A 17,298-nucleotide genomic window follows, 5' to 3' on the forward strand; every position below is an offset into this window, starting at 1 on the left:
TATAGATGATCCAAATACAGCGAAATGGTCAATAGGTACTGTTCAAACTTTAAGAAATAAAAAAAGGGAGGGTTATCCTCTCACGACGGCATCGATTAATTTTCGTGTCTTGCGGGACTACAAGTTTATCTCCCTCTTTTGATTATTTTTATTATAAAGGTAAAGATATGAGCAGGACTAACATAAAAAAAAGCGAATGACGCTGCGCTCCAAAATAAACAATAAGCTTAACATATAATTTCCCTAGTGGTGTTAACAACGGAATTAATAAGACTGGAAAAAGATAATCAAATCGCTTGAAATGCTCATCATCATATAAAACCTATGGCTTCTGAGAAATTGAAACCTCTGCATTTATTTTATTCAAATTATCACGGATCAGGTTTAAATCTTCAGCTTCCATATTTTTTAACGGAATAACTACTTGCGTAGCCATCGAGTCTACATCACCTCCCTTGTCTTTATAGGTCTGCACAATTACGTCGTCACCTTTGGTATGGATATACAATTTGCCCGAAGTAGTTGTACCATAATAGTCCATATCTTTAAATTTCGACAGCTTAAATGCGAAATACTCTGTTTTACCGTTATTAAAATAACGTTTGTAACGACAAAAGCCATTGTTGGTAACATTTAGCTCATAACGCTTTACCTGCTCGCTTTCCTGACTGCTATCGTAATGATCGGTAAATGTTTTTTGAAGAAAATTGATCGATTGCGCTACGGTTTCGGGGTCGGAAAAAGCACATAAAAACATACAAAAAGCCGAAAGAAGGGATATTTTCAAGCAGAGTGTAAACTTTTTCATCAGGTTAGCGTTTTAAACACACCAATTTAATTAAAATCATAAATTTGTATATGAGTTTTTCTCCACAATCAAGAGTTTGGGTATACCAAAGCGATCGCAAATTTACTTCTGTTGAAGAAAGTGAGATCTTAAACAAATTAGCAGCTTTTACTAACCAATGGAAAGCCCATGGAAATGAATTGCTTGCGAAAGCAGAAATCCGCTATGGCTTTTTTATTATCCTAACGGTCGACGAAAGTCAGGCGGGTGTTACAGGGTGCTCTATAGATAGCTCAGTAAGATTGATCAAAGAAATTGAACAGGAATACCAGGTAGATCTTTTTAACCGCTTCAACATTGCTTACAAAGTAAACGGCGCGGTTGTGGTAAACAGCAAAGAGGATTTTGAAACTTTGGTAAATATTAAACAGGTAACGCCAGAAACGATTGTGTTTAACAATATGGTTCAGAACCTGGCAGAGTTGGAAAGCAAATGGGAAGTGCCATTCCAAAATAGCTGGCATTCTACTGTTTTTGCCCATTTATTGTAAACCACATGTTCATTGTAGATCTTAAATATATTGTTCCACTAACCGAGTTAGATGAGCATATGGAGGCCCATGTTCAATATTTAAAGAAATACTATAAAAAAAACATTTTTGTTGCTTCGGGCAGAAAAGTACCCCGAACTGGTGGAATTATTTTGGCCCTGGCAAAAGATGAAGATGAATTAAAAAAGATCCTAATGGAAGATCCGTTTTACATCAATCGATTGGCCGATTTCTCCATTACACATTTCTTAACCTCACAATATCATCCTGATCTCGAATCACTTTTAGGAAAATAATTCTTAAACCCGTAGTGATATCCTACATTATTTTCACTACTGCTCAAACAATTAGCTAGCAAAAAACATTATATTGGTTAAATCAAATAATGTCTATGAAGCGTTGGCTCAAAATCTCTTTAAAAATTATATCGGTTATTGTTGTTCTGATTATCCTCACCTGGTTGGCAGGAGCATTTTACATCAGTAGAAATAAAAAAGAAGTACTCGCTTCTATCCTATCACAGCTCAATAAAAATTTAAACGGAAAAATTACCGCTACAAGCATGGAGCCAACACTCCTGAAAAGTTTTCCCGGGGTTTCGGTATCCTTAAACGGCGTTTTACTGAGAGATAGTTTATGGAACCAACATAAACACGATCTTTTAAAAGCGCAGGATATAGATGTATCGCTAAACGTACTTTCGCTTATTGTGGGGAACATTAACATTAAACAGATTGCCATTAACAATGCGGCTATTTATATCTACACCGATTCTACTGGCTATAGCAACACCAGTATTTTTAAAAGCAAACCTAAAAACGATAAAAAATCGTCACCAAAATCTTCCGCATTAGAAGTCAAAAAAATAGATTTTAATAAGGTTAGCCTGATATTAGATAACAAAAAGAGATTCAAGTTATTCAATTTCGATATCGATCAGATCCAGGGCAGAATGCAATATCCTGATAGCGGCTGGACAGGTAAAATCAAGTTAATGACGAAAGTGAGCAGTTTCGCCTTTAATACCCGAAAAGGTAGCTTCTTGAAAGACAAAACCTTAGAAGGAACCTTAAATGCGCACTACAGTCGTGATCTGGACGCAGTGATATTAAGCCCCGAAATATTAAATATCGGCGGCCATCCTTTTAAGATAGGCGCTAAAATAGATCTTGCTAAATCTGCTTTTGCCATTAGCATTGCTGTTGATGATATCTTGTTCAGGGATGTAGCATTACTCTTATCTCCCAATATTTCTTCCAAACTCTTAAAATTCGGGATAGAAAAGCCGATCGATATCCGGGGAAATATTGTTGACGACGGATCAGGAAAATACGGAGATCCATTGATCAAAGTGGGCATAACCGTGAGGGATAATGTAGTTTCTATTCCATCAGGTAAATTAACGGCTTGTAATTTTGATGGTTCCTTTACCAATCGGGATACCGTTGGTGGTATTATTGGTGATGAAAATTCATCTATCAAGTTTCACAGGCTTACTGCAAAATATTTTAATGCACCGCTTAAGATCGACACTTTCACGGTAAATAATTTATCTCGTCCAATTGCCACCGGACTGGTAACTTCACAATTTCCCCTATCCAATTTAAACAATTCGTTAGGCACGAACGATTTTGAATTTAAAAACGGAACTGCCAACTTAAGGTTATATTGCAAGGCTGACATTGATAACTTCAGGTTTACCAAACCAGTTGTTTCGGGTGAAGTACAGATTGCCGATGCCGACATTCTTTACATCCCCCGGAAGCTCCATCTGGTAAAAAGTGCGCTAAACATCAACTTTAACCAAAATGATTTATCGATCCAGAATGGGCATTTCCAATTGGGCAAAAGCGAACTTAATGTAAGCTGTAGCATCGCCAATTTTGCCAACCTATATTACACTGCCCCGGAGAAAATATTGGTGAACTTAAAAATGTCGAGTCCTCAACTCTATCTAAAGGAATTTCTGCCCTTCTTAGGCCCCAGAACGGCAAAGAAAACGAAACCGAGCGGGAATAAACAGGTAGTATCCAAAGAGCTGAGCAATGTACTGGAACTCTCGAAAATGAATATCCGTTTAACGGTAAATAAAGCAATCTATAATAATTTCATGGCCAAAAACCTTGATGCTGACATTTCTTTACGTGGCGGAGGCATATTCTTCAACAAAATAAGTGTGGCCCATGCCGGGGGACAGCTATCGCTAAATGGAAGTATTATGCAGGAAGCTGCCTCAAATAGCTTTAAAATCAACTCAAAGATCAGCCATGTAAGTGTTAAAGATTTCTTTTATTCGTTTGATAACTTCGGACAGAATACCATTACCAACAAAAATTTAAAAGGTTATTTATCATCGTTGGTTAACATTTCAGGAAGAATATCGCATACCGGAAAAATTCTTCCGCGATCGATAAACGGTAAAGTAGTGTTTAATCTAAACAATGCAGCCCTGGTTAATTTCGACCCGATGATTAAAGTTGGGAAGTTTGCCTTTGCCAATAGGAATTTATCAAACGTAGAAATCAAAAACCTGGATGGGACCCTTAACATCCGTGGCGATAAGGTAGAAATTAATCCGATGCTGATAAACTCCAGCGCTTTAAACTTTAACGTAAAAGGCATTTATGCTTTAGGGAGTGGCACAAATGTAGAGATGGACATTCCACTGAGAAACCCTAAAGGGGATGAAAACCTAACCAGATCGGAAAAAAGAGAAGCCCGTATGCGCGGTATCGTATTACACTTAAAAGCCGTAGATGACGAAAAAGGCGGGATAAAGATCAGGTGGAATAAGGATCATGAATAAACTAATAATTGAATGTTGAGTTTTGAATGATTGAATGTGTTTGTATTTCCTTATTATAAATTTTTGCACTTAATTATTCAACCCCTTCATTCAAAATTCAATAATTCTATCACTCAATCATTAGAAATCAAGCGGTCCTAACCTGTTCATATTTCTTAAAATCAGGTATTGGCGGTGCCTAATGTATGGGGTTGCATTTTTGGGCGTCCATCTTCTCGGGTTTGGAAAACAAGAAGCAATTAAAGCAGCTTGTTTCTTAGTCAGTTTTGTACAAGACTTACCATAATACTCTTGGGCAGCGGCCTCGGCACCATAAATCCCATCGCCCATTTCGATTACGTTCAGGTAAACTTCCAATATTCTTTCTTTACTCCAGAACAGTTCGATGAGTAGCGTAAAATAAGCTTCAAAACCTTTTCTTATCCACGACCGGCCAGGCCACAAGAAAACGTTTTTAGCTGTTTGTTGCGAAATGGTACTTCCACCCTTTACCTTTTTCCCTTTGGCATTACTGGCAAAAGCTTTTTCAATGGCTTTCATATCAAAACCGATATGTTTTAAAAAGAGTTGATCTTCGGCAGATACCGCAGCCCTTTTCATATTATCAGACATATCCTCGAATTTCACCCACTTTTTCTCTGTTTTAAAAGACTTACCATCGGCTTTGCGTTCAATGTTCCGTAGCACCATTAAAAGTGTAATAGGCGGATTGATAAAACGCAGGGCGATTACCCAAAACACAGAAACCAGCAGAAAATATAAAAATACTTTCGTAGCAATATTGGTAATCTTCTTTAAAAGGGGACGTTTTGCCTTGCTTTTAGTTCTGGTTGTCCGCGTTTTCGCCATGGCGCAAAGGTAATTAAAGGGATGGAAGATGGGAAATGCAGAGGGCCGGTATAATGCGATTTTTTTATCATCGAAAAACAACGCCAAAATGCAAAATTCTCGTGGTAAACCCTTATTGTACATTAAAATCAGTTTGTTTATGTATTTTGTGATTCATATTTTTAAACGGAGCGCAAACAAAATTAACCAAATGAAAAAACTAGGCTATCTCTTTCTTGCTGTTACACTATGGAGCTGCAGTACAACCAAAAACATCAATAATAGGTCTGAAAAGTGGATAACACTTTTTAATGGAAAAGACATTAAAGATTGGAACGTTAAAATCCACCATCATGATTACAATGTAAACTACGGAAATACCTTTAGGGTTGAAGATGGGACAATACAAGTCCGATATGATCAATACGGCGATTTTAATGATCAGTTTGGTCATCTTTATTACAAAACCCCCTTCTCTTACTATCATCTAAAATTAAAATACCGTTTTGTTGGCGAGCTGCAAAAAGGTGCGCCAAGTTATACTTTGCGTAATAGCGGGGTGATGTTCCATTCTCAAGATCCGAAAACCATGCCTAAAGAACAGGATTGGCCAATTTCGATCGAGATGCAGTTTTTAGGCGGTTTGAGCGATGGCCGTCCACGCCCTACCGGAAATATGTGCTCGCCAGGTACGGAGATTTTTTACAATGGCAGTAAGTTTCCTGGTCATTGTCTGGATTCGAAATCAAAAACATACGACGGCGACCAGTGGGTATCTGCCGAACTCATTGTTATGGGCGATTCGATAGTTAAACATATTATTAATGGTGATACCGTATTGCAGTATAACAAACCACAAATTGGAGGAGGCGTAGCTAACCGTTTCGACCCGAAAATTAAAATTGATGGAAAAGCGCTTACTGAAGGTTTTATTGCACTACAAAGTGAGGGACAGCCTGTCGATTTTAAGGATATCCAGATCATGGAGCTTCCACACCATAACAACAAAAAATCTAATTAAACATTTTTCGATACTATACGTTACAAGAACATGAAAGTTGCATTAATTACAGGAGGAAGTAAAGGAATTGGTTTCGGTATTGCCGAAGCTCTTTTAAAAGAAGGTTATAAAGTAGCCATTACCAGCAGGACAATTGCCAGCGCAAACCAGGCCGCATCGCATCTGGTGGCTCATGGTGATGTATTGGCCATTGAAGCAGATGTTGCAGATTTTAAATCTCAGCAAGGTGCGGTAAACCTGATACTCGAAAAATGGGGACAATTGGATATACTCATTGCCAACGCTGGCGTAGGGCATTTTGCACCTATTGACGAGCTGGATGTGGATTTATGGAAAGAAACCATAGACACCAATTTAACAGGCGTTTTTTATAGCATTAAGGCCAGTGTTGAAGAAATCAAAAAGAATAAGGGACATATTTTTACGATATCAAGCTTAGCGGGTACAAACTTTTTTGCGGGTGGCTCAGCTTACAATGCCAGTAAATTTGGTTTAACAGGTTTTACGCAATCGGTTATGCTCGATTTAAGAAAGTATGGCGTAAAAGTGAGTACCATTATGCCAGGATCGGTAGCGAGCCATTTTAACGATCACCAGCCCAATGCTGAAAATGATGCCTGGAAAATCCAGCCAGAGGATATGGGTAAACTGATTGTTGATTTATTGGCCATGCCAGCAAGAACTTTGCCGAGTAAGGTAGAAATCAGACCAACCACGCCGAAGGGGTAATAAATAACAAAAAAGGTCCCGATTTTCATCGCGACCTTTTTTTGATTCTTTAAAGAATGCTTATTCAGCAACTACTTCAAAAGGAACCTGAACTTTAACTTCTTTGTGTAAGTTTAAGTTAGCAACATATTCGCCAACAAATTTAGGTTCAGTTTCGAAAGTAATACGACGACGGTCTACATCAAAGCCTTGTGCTTTTAATGCTTCAGCAATCTGGATGGTGTTAACCGCTCCGAAGATTTTTCCGCTTTCGCCTGCTTTAGCACCGATTGAAAGTTTAACATCAGTTAAACGCTCAGCAACACCTTCAGCATCTTTCTTAATTTTATCTTGTTTAAAAGCAGCTTGCTTCAAGTTTTCAGCTAAAACTTTTTTAGCAGAAGAAGTAGCTAATGCTCCAAATCCTTGAGGGATTAAATAGTTACGGCCATAACCTGGCTTTACTGTAACTACATCATCTTTCTCGCCAAGGCCTTTAATATCTTGTTTTAAAATAATTTCCATATCTCTAGCCTCCTATTTTAATTGATCAGCAACGAAAGGTAACAAACCGATGTGACGGGCACGTTTAACTGCCTGAGCCACTTTACGTTGGAATTTTAACGAAGTACCAGTTAAACGGCGTGGTAATAATTTACCTTGATCGTTAATAAATTTCAACAAGAAATTTGCATCCTTGTAATCGATGTATTTAATTCCGTTTTTCTTGAAACGGCAATATTTTTTACGGTTATCCTCTACTTTAGGGGCAGTTACGTATTGTATTTGTTCTCTTGCCATTACGCTGCAACCTCCTTAGTTTTTTTGTTAAAAGCACCACTACGCTTTTTCTCATTGTAAGCAACAGCGTGTTTGTCTAAACGGATTGTTAAGAAACGTAACACACGCTCATCGCGTTTTAATTCAAGCTCTAATTTTGCGATCAAATCACCTGAAGATTTGTATTCAGTTAAGTTGAAGAATCCGTTTGATTTTTTCTCAATTGGATACGCTAATTTTCTCAAACCCCAATTATCCTCTTGGACAATTTCGGCTCCGTTATCAACAAGGATTGCTTTATATTTGGCTAATGCCTCTTTAGCAACTTCTTCTGATAACAAAGGGGTTAGAACGATAACAGTTTCGTACTGATTCATTGTTATAAATTATGTTTTTAATTTTTAATCCCGAGGTATATTACGGGGATGCAAAAGTAACAATATATTTCTTAAAATCAAATCTTTAATCGAAAATGAAGCAACTAAATAATGAAATTAATTTTTGCTCCCCGAGATATACTATAGAAAAATTATTTCCGGTTAAAGAAATAGTTTACACCTACACTGATACGCTCTATATATACATTATAGTAAATATAACGGCTTATTGCAGATCTAAATGAATAGGTTGCGGATAACTGTATCTTTTTGTTAAAGGTTAGGCCAGCCGAAACCTGCGGACTGAGATTAAAGGTCTCGAGTTTAACCTTATCCTTTTCTACAGTAATGGTATTGGTAAGCGAATAGCCAGAAGTAGAAACATTGTCAGCATAAGTGGAAAAATTGAAACCTGCACCAGCGGCAAGAAAAACCTTTACACGACTGGTATTGTAAAGGTTATATAAAATTTGCGGAGTTAAGACTGCAGAGTATTGTTTAAAACTATGGGTTACATCAGGCCGGTAGGTCTCATTCAATATAGAAGAAAAGTCGCCTTTGTTCATCAAAAAAGACAGCTCTGTTCTAAAAAGCAGTTTGCCGATGTTAGGATTAAAATAAATATCCACTCCAGCTGTTAAAACGGGAGAAAAGTTTGTCTTTCCGCTCTGATTACCAAAGGATGATTCACCTCGGTAACTAGCATTGCTGGCGTTTAAACCCAAACCAGCAAAAAACTTACTGTTGTAAACACTGGATTTTGCAACAACATCCCCATTTATATCAGCAGTTATTTTTTTAAGTGCTGTACCTTTATATTCCAGTCCGGTTATTCGTTTTTCTAAATTCTTGCTACCGGGTTGATATTTGTTCAAAAGCAACAATAACTGATTTAAGTACTGATCGCGGCTTTTTGCAATGGCATTATTAACTTCATCTAAATACACTTCCTTAACCAGCTCTACTGGCTCAGATACCTCCTTGTCTTTGATGTAAAACCGCTCTTTAATGATATCCTCATAACTGTATAAAGTAACATTTTTTCCGTCTTGCAAAACCTGCAGAAAAACGGTATCGCGCAGCGTTGTTAAATTTATACCAACAGATAAAGAAGGAATGTCCCTTTTACTTTGACTAACATTTACAATAAATTTGTTGTAATGAGCCTGGTTACTAATATTTATCTCTTCGGCATCATTTTTTGAAAATACCTGCACCTTGCCTTCTATAGTACTTTTAAACCTAAATGAAGTGGGGCTCCTATAACTTTCTTTATAATCGACAAAACCATTCAAAGTATCTTTCGAAATGGTAATTACATATCCTTTAAGGAAATTGGACTGTGCTTTTGATGTTAGAACGGCGAGCAGCATACAGCCAGTCAAAAAATATTTCATCTTGTGTTAATTTAAAGCGCGAATATAATAAAAGAAGGCACACGGAGTAATCGCCAATTGCTAAAAAAATGTTCAAACAAAAAAAGGGAGACTATCTATCCGACAATCTCCCCATATCAATTAGCTGTAATGTTTAATAAGTTTGTATCGTTTTAACAAAACTCTCTTCTTTATACGTCACCACAAAGGTTAATTCTTTAGAATCTGTTTTGCTGATATTGAATTTTTTTGTTAACTGCGCTTTATCTTTAAATACTTCGTTGTAAACCTCGTCATTGTATTCGTTGTATACTTTAACTTCGATCGGGTTTTTATCCAGGTTATCCAGATCAAGGGTAATTACCTGATCTTTTTTAGTATAAACCGGTTTAAATATGTTAGATACTTTTGGCTCAGACACAAGTGCCTCACCATCTTTGATGGTTACTGTATATTTAGCCAGTTTTAATTCAGACTCTACTTTAAGCACATAGTTTCCATCAGGAAGTGCATTTAAATCATAAACCTTGCTTGATAAAGCTGAAGCATGAATATTTTCTTCAAATAAAACTTCCTCATCTGCACCGATCAGTGACAGATTAACGTCTTCTGCCTTATCTACAGAAAAACGGATAAACTTTTCTTTTTCGCCTTTTACTTTTAGCGTAAAATTATCATCGTTAGCGTGAACACCCGTAGCAGTAAAAAACAACGCTGCTATTAAACCGATTTTTAAGAACTTTTTCATAACCAATATTTTTAAAGAGTTAATAATTATATGACACCACTAAGGTATGGAGGTAACTGAGATATAGACGATTGCATATTTTCCAATATCTATGCTATATTACCCCAATTACAAGGGTATTTTATCATAAGTTATAATAAAGCATATTTTTTATGTATTTTAGTACAATAAATTAGAAAATAATGAAGCCAAGTTTCGAGGTTGTTGAACCTTCTTTCGGGAGTTCATTCTATTATTCAAAGTATGTAGAAAACGCCAATAACATGGCGCACCTCTGGCATTACCACCCCGAAGTTGAAATGGTATTTGTAAATGGTGGTGCCGGGAAAAGGCAGATCGGCAGCCACGTTTCTTATTATACCGATGGTGATCTGATCCTGATTGGCAGCAACCTGCCCCATTGCGGATTTACGGATACCAATACGGGGAATAAAAACGAAACGGTAATCCAAATGAAGCCCGATTTTTTAGGCACCACTTTTTTAGGCCTGCAGGAGATAAAAGGGATCCATGAGCTTTTTGATAAAGCAAAGGCAGGAATTGCATTTGGCAGCGAAACCAAGAGTATGGTAGGCGACAGGATCGAAATGATGGACGATCAGCCTCCATTCGATAGGCTTTTAACCCTGCTCAGCGTTTTAAAAGAACTCGAACATGCCAAAGATTATAAAATTTTAAATGCCGATGGGTTTTCGATGGAAATGCAGGTGCAGGACAACGACCGCATTAATATGATCTTTAACTATGTAAAAGATCATTTTCAGGATCAGATCAGTTTGCAGCATATCGCTGAAATGTCGAGTATGACTGTTCCCTCCTTTTGCCGATATTTTAAAAAGATCACCAAAAAAACCTTTACCCATTTTGTGAATGAATATAGAGTAGTACATGCTTCAAAACTTCTGGCCGAAAAACCCATCAGTATTGCCAATATTTCTTACGAAAGCGGTTTTAACAACTTTAGCCACTTTAATAAATTGTTCAAGGAGTTTACCGGCAAAAGCGCATCAGAATACAGGCATGAGCTTAAGTCGCTGATTAAATAAATAAGCATGAACAAATCCCTACTATTGATACTCTTAAACTTCATCAGCTTATCCCTATATGCTCAATATGTTGACATTAATTTAGTAAACTGCAAAATAAGCGAAACCGAGCAAAAGAAGATAGAGAAACTGATTGCTTACGAACGCATGTTCTGCAACGAAATTTTTGAAACCAGAGAGAACATTACTGCCCCTGTTAAAATAAACCTCTATGGAAAAAGTAAAGATTATCGCTTAGCGCAAAAAACATATAGTGCACCAATAAATAGTGCTGGATTTTATATTGCCGCAATTAACGAAGCCTTTGTATATAAGAGCAGCGATTTCATTTCGGTAGCACTCCATGAGGCCAGCCATAGTATTTTCCAGTTTAATTTTAAAAAATCGCCCAAATGGTTAAACGAAGGCCTTGCAGAGTTTTTCGAAACACTAGATTTTGACAGTGAGGGAAATTTATACTCCTATCCACAAAGCGGTAGAATTAAGCGTATAAAAGCAGGAATAGATTCGAAAGACAGCGAAAGGCTAAAAAATTTCTTTAAAATATACAGTGGTTCATTTTACGGACATGATATAGACGACAATTACAACACAGCTTATAGTGTGATCTACTTTTTTATAAAATCCAAAAGAACAGACCTGTTTAAAAAAATAATTAAACTAAATACGCAGGGTTACGATACCGAAAAAGCGATTGAACTTACTTTTGGCAGTTTTGACCGGTTTGAAGAAAGATATAAGCTATTTTACAACTATCATAAATAAATTGTTCTTTTAAGCTTAAGCCTCCCGCCTGATCATATTACAACTTTTCAACATTCCAATCTTACCACATTCCAACTGATAAAAAATTCCTATTTTCGTGCCGATGGAAAATTTTATCGTTTCTGCCCGTAAATACCGCCCAGCCACCTTCGAAACCGTTGTTGGCCAGCAGCATATTACCGGTACGTTAAAAAACGCCATTAAAAACAATCAACTTGCCCAGGCATTTTTATTCTGCGGGCCTCGTGGTGTGGGTAAAACAACCTGTGCACGCATCCTTGCAAAAACCATTAACTGTACCAACCCTACAGCAGAAATGGAAGCCTGTGGCCAATGCGACAATTGTCTTTCTTTTCAGAACGGGCATTCTTTTAATGTTCACGAATTAGACGCGGCTTCAAACAACTCTGTTGATGACATCCGTAGCTTAATCGAGCAGGTTAGAATACCACCACAAGCCGGAAAATATAAGATCTATATCATTGATGAGGTTCATATGTTATCACAAAGTGCATTTAATGCCTTTTTGAAAACATTGGAAGAACCACCTTCTTATGCTATTTTTATCCTGGCCACCACTGAGAAACATAAAATCCTGCCGACTATTTTATCACGTTGCCAGATTTTTGATTTCAACCGGATCCAGGTAGAAGATATTGCCAGTCACTTATCAACCATTGCCCAACGCGAAAATATTGCGTTTGAAAGCGATGGTTTGCATATTATTGCCCAAAAGGCAGACGGTGGACTGCGGGATGCACTTTCGATGTTCGATCAGATTGCCAGTTATGCAAACAAGAACATTACTTATAAAGCTGTAATCGATAACCTTAATATTTTAGATTACGATTATTTTTTCAAGCTTACCTCTTATTTAACCGCAGCAGAAGTTAGCCAAACCCTACTCCTGTTCGACGAAATTTTAAATAACGGTTTCGATGGGAATAACTTTATAAATGGCCTGGCTTCGCATTTCCGTAATTTATTGGTGGGTAAAGATGCATCGACCATTAAACTTTTAGAAGTTAGCGAAAACATCAAGCAAAAATATCTCGATCAGTGCAGGCAAACAGAATTATCGTTTTTGTTAACGGCATTAAACCTGGCCAATACCTGCGATCTAAATTACAAGAATTCTAAAAACCAGCGTTTACAGGTAGAGCTGGCACTGATTAAAATGTGCCATATCCGGTCGGTCGTCAATTTAGCACAACAGCCTTTAAGCCCTAATAACACAGCAACTGACGTAGATCAGGATAAAAAAAAAACTAATGTCGTAGCTGAACAGGCAGAAACACCAAAGCCACAAACAGAAAGCGAAAATACGGACCAAGCTGTATCGCCTATTGTTAAAACGGCTGTTTTACCGAACATTCCTGAAGAAGAAAAACCTAAGGAAACACCCAGGGTTGGTCCGCCACCATCTGCAACTTCCATTAGTATCAATATTCCAAAGCCCAATGCGATAAGTACACTCATTCCATCGCTAAACGATCTGAACCGGACTGCACAGGAAGATGACGATAAGGGTCCAAAAAAAGTTACAGGCGAAGCCAGAGAACCTTTTAGTTACGACCGCTTATTGGAAGTATGGAATGCCTTTACTCAAAAAATGAAGGCGACGGATAAAATCAATCTTTTTACTATCTTAAATAATTTCGCGCCTACGCTTTTAAATCCCGAGCTGATCGAAATCTCGGTGGAAAGTAAAACGCAGGAACACCTTGTACAACAAGAATCTGTTGAGCTGTTGAACTTTTTGAGAAATGAGCTTAGCAATTTTGGTGTAGAGGTTACCTACAAACAGGTTGAACGTAAAATAGAAAACAGGCTTTATGGCAACCGTGAAAAGTATGATTACCTGGTAAATAAAAACCCAAAGCTCGACGAATTGCGCAGGAGATTTAACTTAGATGTTAATCCTTAAATTTCAGATCCGACAACTGAACAATACTTATTCGGTTAAAAATTACTAAATAAAAAGCAGGACTACACATCATCGTAAATGTATAACCCTGCTTTTCCTATTATGATTGTTTCGTCAACTAACTATCCTCACGACAGTAATCTATTGACTACTTTTGGGGCGTATCGTTAATCGGATAACCTTCTTCATCTAAATCATTGCGGTTATCTTCGGGTGTACGGGCAAGGATTTCATCTTCAGGGTTCAGCTTTACACTCTCCCCGTTATCTACGTGCATGCCTAATTCTTCGAGGTTATCTTCGGCAATTTCTTCATTGCGTGCGTATTCATCGCCAATATAGGGGTTAGCCTCATCATAGGTAGAATCATCATCTTTGGCACCAGCAGCAACCGTTTCGTATCCCATCGGATGGTCGTAATCTTTATCTGTACCTCTTACATCGAGCTCGTAACTCTGCTTATTTTCATCATAAGCGAGATTCTCTTTATTGATTTCGCTATTTTCTGTGGTACTGTGTATTTTATCCTGCGATCCTTTATTCTCGTTATTTGCCATGATATGGGTGTTCTAATTTATATGAATATAACAAAATGATCCCGATAAGGTTTGTTTCTAGCAAGAGAATCTTTCAATTATTGGGGCGTGCCCCAAGCTGCGCAAGGGTCGGGCTATACACTTCAAGTCCTAGCCCGATGAAGAATCGGGCTGTGGGCTTTCCGTTGCTATCCCTCACGCAAGAACCTGTTTTCCAAAATAAAAGACTCGTCAACCTCCTAGCAAAATGACTATAAATCTAACAGCATTAAACCATAAAAAAGCGCCCTGATTTTTATATCGGGACGCCAGAATATTTTAAGAGTTGTCAACTTCCGTACTAGAAGCATATTAAAGTTGACAACTCATAAAAAAAGCGCCCTGATCTAAATCGGGCGCTCATTATATGATTTTTATTTAGCTTACAAAGAAGCCAAAGAAGTATTTAATGTTTCACTTGGGCGCATGGCTTTACTTGCCAGTTCATCATTAGGATTATAGTAACCGCCAATGTTTTGAGGTTTGCCTTGCGAACCGATCAACTCTTCGTTAATTTTCGCTTCGTTTGCTAACAAGGTTTTAGCCAACGGTGCAAATCTGGCCTGCAAATCAGCATCCTTAGTTTGAGCCGCTAAAGCTTCAGCCCAATATAAAGCCAAATAGAAGTGAGAACCACGGTTATCAATAGTACCCAGTTTTCTGCCTGGAGATTTATCCGTTGCCAAAAATTTCGCATTTGCCTCATCCAAAGCATCAGCTAATACCTGCGCTTTTGCGTTATTTTGCGTTTGAGATAAATGCTCTAAAGAGGCCTGAAGTGCTAGGAACTCACCAAGCGAATCCCAACGTAAATAACCTTCTTCAATAAATTGCTCAATATGTTTTGGAGCAGAACCACCAGCACCAGTTTCGAACAAACCACCACCGTTCATTAAAGGTACGATTGATAACATTTTAGCAGAGGTTCCTAATTCTAAAATTGGGAATAAATCTGTTAAATAGTCACGCAATACGTTACCGGTAACCGAAATGGTATCTAAACCTTTGCGGATACGCTCCAAGGTAAATTTAGTGGCCTCGATTGGAGCCAAAATGCGGATATCTAAACCAGTAGTGTCGTGGTCTTTTAAATATTTGTTCACCTTAGCAATGATTTCTCTATCGTGTGCTCTATTTTCGTCTAACCAGAAAATGGCAGGGGTTTCTGATAAACGTGCCCTGTTAACCGCTAATTTTACCCAATCCTGAATCGGGGCATCTTTGGTTTGGCACATGCGGAAGATATCGCCTTTTTCTACTTTCTGATCGAAAAATACTTTACCATTAGCATCAGTTACGCGGATTGTTCCGGCAGCAGTAGCCTGGAAAGTTTTATCATGCGAACCATATTCTTCAGCTTTTTGAGCCATTAAACCAACATTGGGTACCGAACCGATAGTAGTCACATCAAAAGCACCATTTGCTTTACAGTCATCAATGGTTGCAGTGTAAACACCGGCATAACAACGGTCTGGAATTAAAGCGATGGTATCTTGTGCTTTACCTTCTTTATTCCACATCTGCCCCGAAGTACGGATCATGGCTGGCATCGAAGCATCAACAATCACATCCGATGGAACATGAAGGTTGGTAATTCCTTTATCAGAATTTACCATGGCCAGGGCCGGACCGTTTTCTATAGCCTGAGCCAAAGCAGCTTCAACTTCAGTTTGTTTTGCGTTGCCGGCAATTTTTGCGTACACATCGCCTAAACCATTACGGGTATCAATGTTCAGTTCTTTGAAAAGATCGGCATATTTAGTAAACACATCTGCAAAGTAAACTTCAACAATGGCGCCGAAAATAATCGGATCTGAAACTTTCATCATCGTTGCTTTTAAATGCGCAGATAACAATACGCCCGCCGCCTTAGCTTCAGCAATTTCTTTAGCCACAAAAGTTTTCAATGCCGATAAGCTCAATGCAGAACTATCAATCACCTCTCCTGCTTTTAACGGCGATAATCCTTTTAATTCGGTTACTGCCCCATCTGCAGCAACAAACTCTATTTTAAACTGACCTGCTTCAGCAACGGTTGTAGATTTTTCTGAGCCGTAAAAATCGCCTTCAGTCATGCTGGCTACTTTGGTTTTCGAATCTGCCGACCATTTACCCATCGAGTGTGGGTTTTGTTTGGCGTAGTTTTTAACCGCTTTAGGTGCTCTACGATCAGAGTTACCTTCACGTAAAACCGGATTTACAGCCGAGCCTAAAACTTTTGCATATTTAGCTTTAATTGCCTTTTCTTCGTCGCTCTGTGCATTATCAGGATAATTTGGAATGGCAAAACCCTGCGCCTGTAGCTCAGTAATTACATCTACCAGTTGAGGGATAGAAGCAGAAATATTTGGTAATTTGATAATGTTAGCTTCTGGAGTGGTAGCCAAAGCTCCAAGCTCTGCTAAAGCATCACCAATTTTTTGATCGTCTTTTAAATACTCAGGAAAGTTTGCCAAAATTCTTCCCGCTAAAGAAATATCTCTGGTTTCTACATCAATACCTGCTGATGCGGTAAAAGCTTGTACGATAGGTAAAAGTGAGTAGGTTGCCAACATAGGCGCTTCATCGGTTTTGGTGTAGATAATTTTTGATGTATTTGACATGTTTATATTGATTTTGCTTATTAATGTTAATTATTCAACCGGTTTTTAGGTTTGTAAACCGATCTTCTTAAAATCGCCTAAAGATAAAATAATCGAATGACTTAAGGAACATCGCAATGTTATTTATGGTGTGGTTTGTACCATTAATTGCAGATAGCAAGTAAAATGTTAATGACGGAATTTGTTTTTGGAGCGCGGGGCCATTTGCTATTTTTTAAATTCATTCCTGCTCATATCTTTACCTTTATAATAAAAATAATCAAAAGAGGGAGATAAACTTGTAGTCCCGCAAGACACGAAAATTAATCGATGCCGTCGTGAGAGGATAACCCTCCCTTTTTTTATTTCTTAAAGTTTGAACAGTACCTATTGACCATTTCGCTGTATTTGGATCATCTATA

Annotated in this window: 17 protein-coding genes; 8 read left to right on the plus strand and 9 right to left on the minus strand. The window is 37.9% G+C overall.

The genetic code is table 11. The features are described 5' to 3' along the window. Window positions 1–322: 322 nt before the first annotated feature. Window positions 323–808 carry a hypothetical protein gene (locus J7E57_RS26660; RefSeq protein WP_215132300.1) on the minus strand — a complete coding sequence of 162 codons (486 nt, stop codon included), beginning with the start codon at window positions 806–808 and terminating at the stop codon, window positions 323–325. A 50-nt stretch (window positions 809–858) separates the two neighbouring features. Here J7E57_RS26660 and J7E57_RS26665 point away from each other — a divergent pair, with 50 nt between their 5' ends. The 3 genes from J7E57_RS26665 (at window position 859) to J7E57_RS26675 (ending at window position 4,144) form a co-directional block, all read left to right on the plus strand. Beyond that, a complete protein-coding gene (locus J7E57_RS26665) occupies window positions 859–1,338 on the plus strand; it encodes an ABC transporter ATPase (RefSeq protein WP_215132301.1) in 480 nt (159 codons plus the stop codon). A gap of 5 nt (window positions 1,339–1,343) precedes the next feature. Further along, on the plus strand, window positions 1,344–1,634 hold the full coding sequence (locus J7E57_RS26670) for a YciI family protein (RefSeq protein ID WP_215132302.1): 291 nt from the start codon (window positions 1,344–1,346) through the stop codon (window positions 1,632–1,634). Between the two features lie 95 nt (window positions 1,635–1,729). After that, window positions 1,730–4,144 (plus strand): AsmA family protein, encoded by a 2,415-nt coding sequence (locus J7E57_RS26675; protein ID WP_215132303.1) that lies wholly within the window; start codon window positions 1,730–1,732, stop codon window positions 4,142–4,144. A gap of 120 nt (window positions 4,145–4,264) precedes the next feature. On the opposite strand, the gene mtgA is transcribed toward J7E57_RS26675, so the two are convergent. Continuing rightward, window positions 4,265–4,993: a monofunctional biosynthetic peptidoglycan transglycosylase gene (gene mtgA, locus J7E57_RS26680; protein WP_215132305.1), complete on the minus strand. Its 729-nt coding sequence runs from the start codon at window positions 4,991–4,993 to the stop codon at window positions 4,265–4,267. Window positions 4,994–5,183: 190 nt separating this feature from the next. On the opposite strand from mtgA, the gene J7E57_RS26685 reads away from it, so the two are divergent. After that, window positions 5,184–5,993 carry a DUF1080 domain-containing protein gene (locus J7E57_RS26685; protein ID WP_215132306.1) on the plus strand — a complete coding sequence of 270 codons (810 nt, stop codon included), beginning with the start codon at window positions 5,184–5,186 and terminating at the stop codon, window positions 5,991–5,993. A 30-nt stretch (window positions 5,994–6,023) separates the two neighbouring features. After that, window positions 6,024–6,722 (plus strand): SDR family oxidoreductase, encoded by a 699-nt coding sequence (locus J7E57_RS26690; protein ID WP_215132307.1) that lies wholly within the window; start codon window positions 6,024–6,026, stop codon window positions 6,720–6,722. Window positions 6,723–6,782: 60 nt separating this feature from the next. On the opposite strand, the gene rplI is transcribed toward J7E57_RS26690, so the two are convergent. The 5 genes from rplI to J7E57_RS26715 form a co-directional block, all read right to left on the minus strand. Further along, complete coding sequence (gene rplI, locus J7E57_RS26695; RefSeq protein ID WP_029277406.1) at window positions 6,783–7,226, minus strand: 50S ribosomal protein L9; 444 nt, start codon at window positions 7,224–7,226, stop codon at window positions 6,783–6,785. Between the two features lie 12 nt (window positions 7,227–7,238). Then, window positions 7,239–7,502 (minus strand): 30S ribosomal protein S18, encoded by a 264-nt coding sequence (gene rpsR, locus J7E57_RS26700; protein WP_010599582.1) that lies wholly within the window; start codon window positions 7,500–7,502, stop codon window positions 7,239–7,241. Beyond that, window positions 7,502–7,858: a 30S ribosomal protein S6 gene (gene rpsF / locus J7E57_RS26705; RefSeq protein ID WP_029277408.1), complete on the minus strand. Its 357-nt coding sequence runs from the start codon at window positions 7,856–7,858 to the stop codon at window positions 7,502–7,504. Before rpsF ends, rpsR begins: the two co-directional genes overlap by 1 nt. Before the next feature lie 152 nt (window positions 7,859–8,010). Continuing rightward, window positions 8,011–9,255, minus strand: coding sequence for an outer membrane beta-barrel protein (locus J7E57_RS26710; protein WP_215132308.1), 1,245 nt, complete (start codon window positions 9,253–9,255; stop codon window positions 8,011–8,013). Window positions 9,256–9,388: 133 nt separating this feature from the next. Next, the gene (locus J7E57_RS26715) at window positions 9,389–9,982 is read right to left on the minus strand and encodes a hypothetical protein (RefSeq protein WP_215132311.1); all 594 of its coding nucleotides are present in this window, start codon (window positions 9,980–9,982) and stop codon (window positions 9,389–9,391) included. Window positions 9,983–10,164: 182 nt separating this feature from the next. Between J7E57_RS26715 and J7E57_RS26720 the strand changes: the two genes are divergently transcribed. From J7E57_RS26720 to J7E57_RS26730, 3 genes are all read left to right on the plus strand, one after another. Further along, the gene (locus tag J7E57_RS26720; RefSeq protein ID WP_215132312.1) at window positions 10,165–11,028 is read left to right on the plus strand and encodes an AraC family transcriptional regulator; all 864 of its coding nucleotides are present in this window, start codon (window positions 10,165–10,167) and stop codon (window positions 11,026–11,028) included. Between the two features lie 6 nt (window positions 11,029–11,034). Continuing rightward, complete coding sequence (locus J7E57_RS26725) at window positions 11,035–11,793, plus strand: DUF1570 domain-containing protein (protein ID WP_215132313.1); 759 nt, start codon at window positions 11,035–11,037, stop codon at window positions 11,791–11,793. Between the two features lie 103 nt (window positions 11,794–11,896). Next, window positions 11,897–13,720 (plus strand): DNA polymerase III subunit gamma/tau, encoded by a 1,824-nt coding sequence (locus tag J7E57_RS26730; RefSeq protein WP_215132314.1) that lies wholly within the window; start codon window positions 11,897–11,899, stop codon window positions 13,718–13,720. Window positions 13,721–13,868: 148 nt separating this feature from the next. Here the strand turns inward: J7E57_RS26730 and J7E57_RS26735 are convergent, their stop codons facing one another. Then, window positions 13,869–14,276: a hypothetical protein gene (locus J7E57_RS26735; RefSeq protein WP_215132315.1), complete on the minus strand. Its 408-nt coding sequence runs from the start codon at window positions 14,274–14,276 to the stop codon at window positions 13,869–13,871. A 401-nt stretch (window positions 14,277–14,677) separates the two neighbouring features. Then, complete coding sequence (locus tag J7E57_RS26740) at window positions 14,678–16,897, minus strand: NADP-dependent isocitrate dehydrogenase (RefSeq protein WP_215132316.1); 2,220 nt, start codon at window positions 16,895–16,897, stop codon at window positions 14,678–14,680. Between the last annotated feature and the right edge of the window lie 401 nt (window positions 16,898–17,298).

The organism is Pedobacter sp. ISL-64 (assembly GCF_018613605.1).
In the GTDB taxonomy this organism is placed as follows: domain Bacteria; phylum Bacteroidota; class Bacteroidia; order Sphingobacteriales; family Sphingobacteriaceae; genus Pedobacter.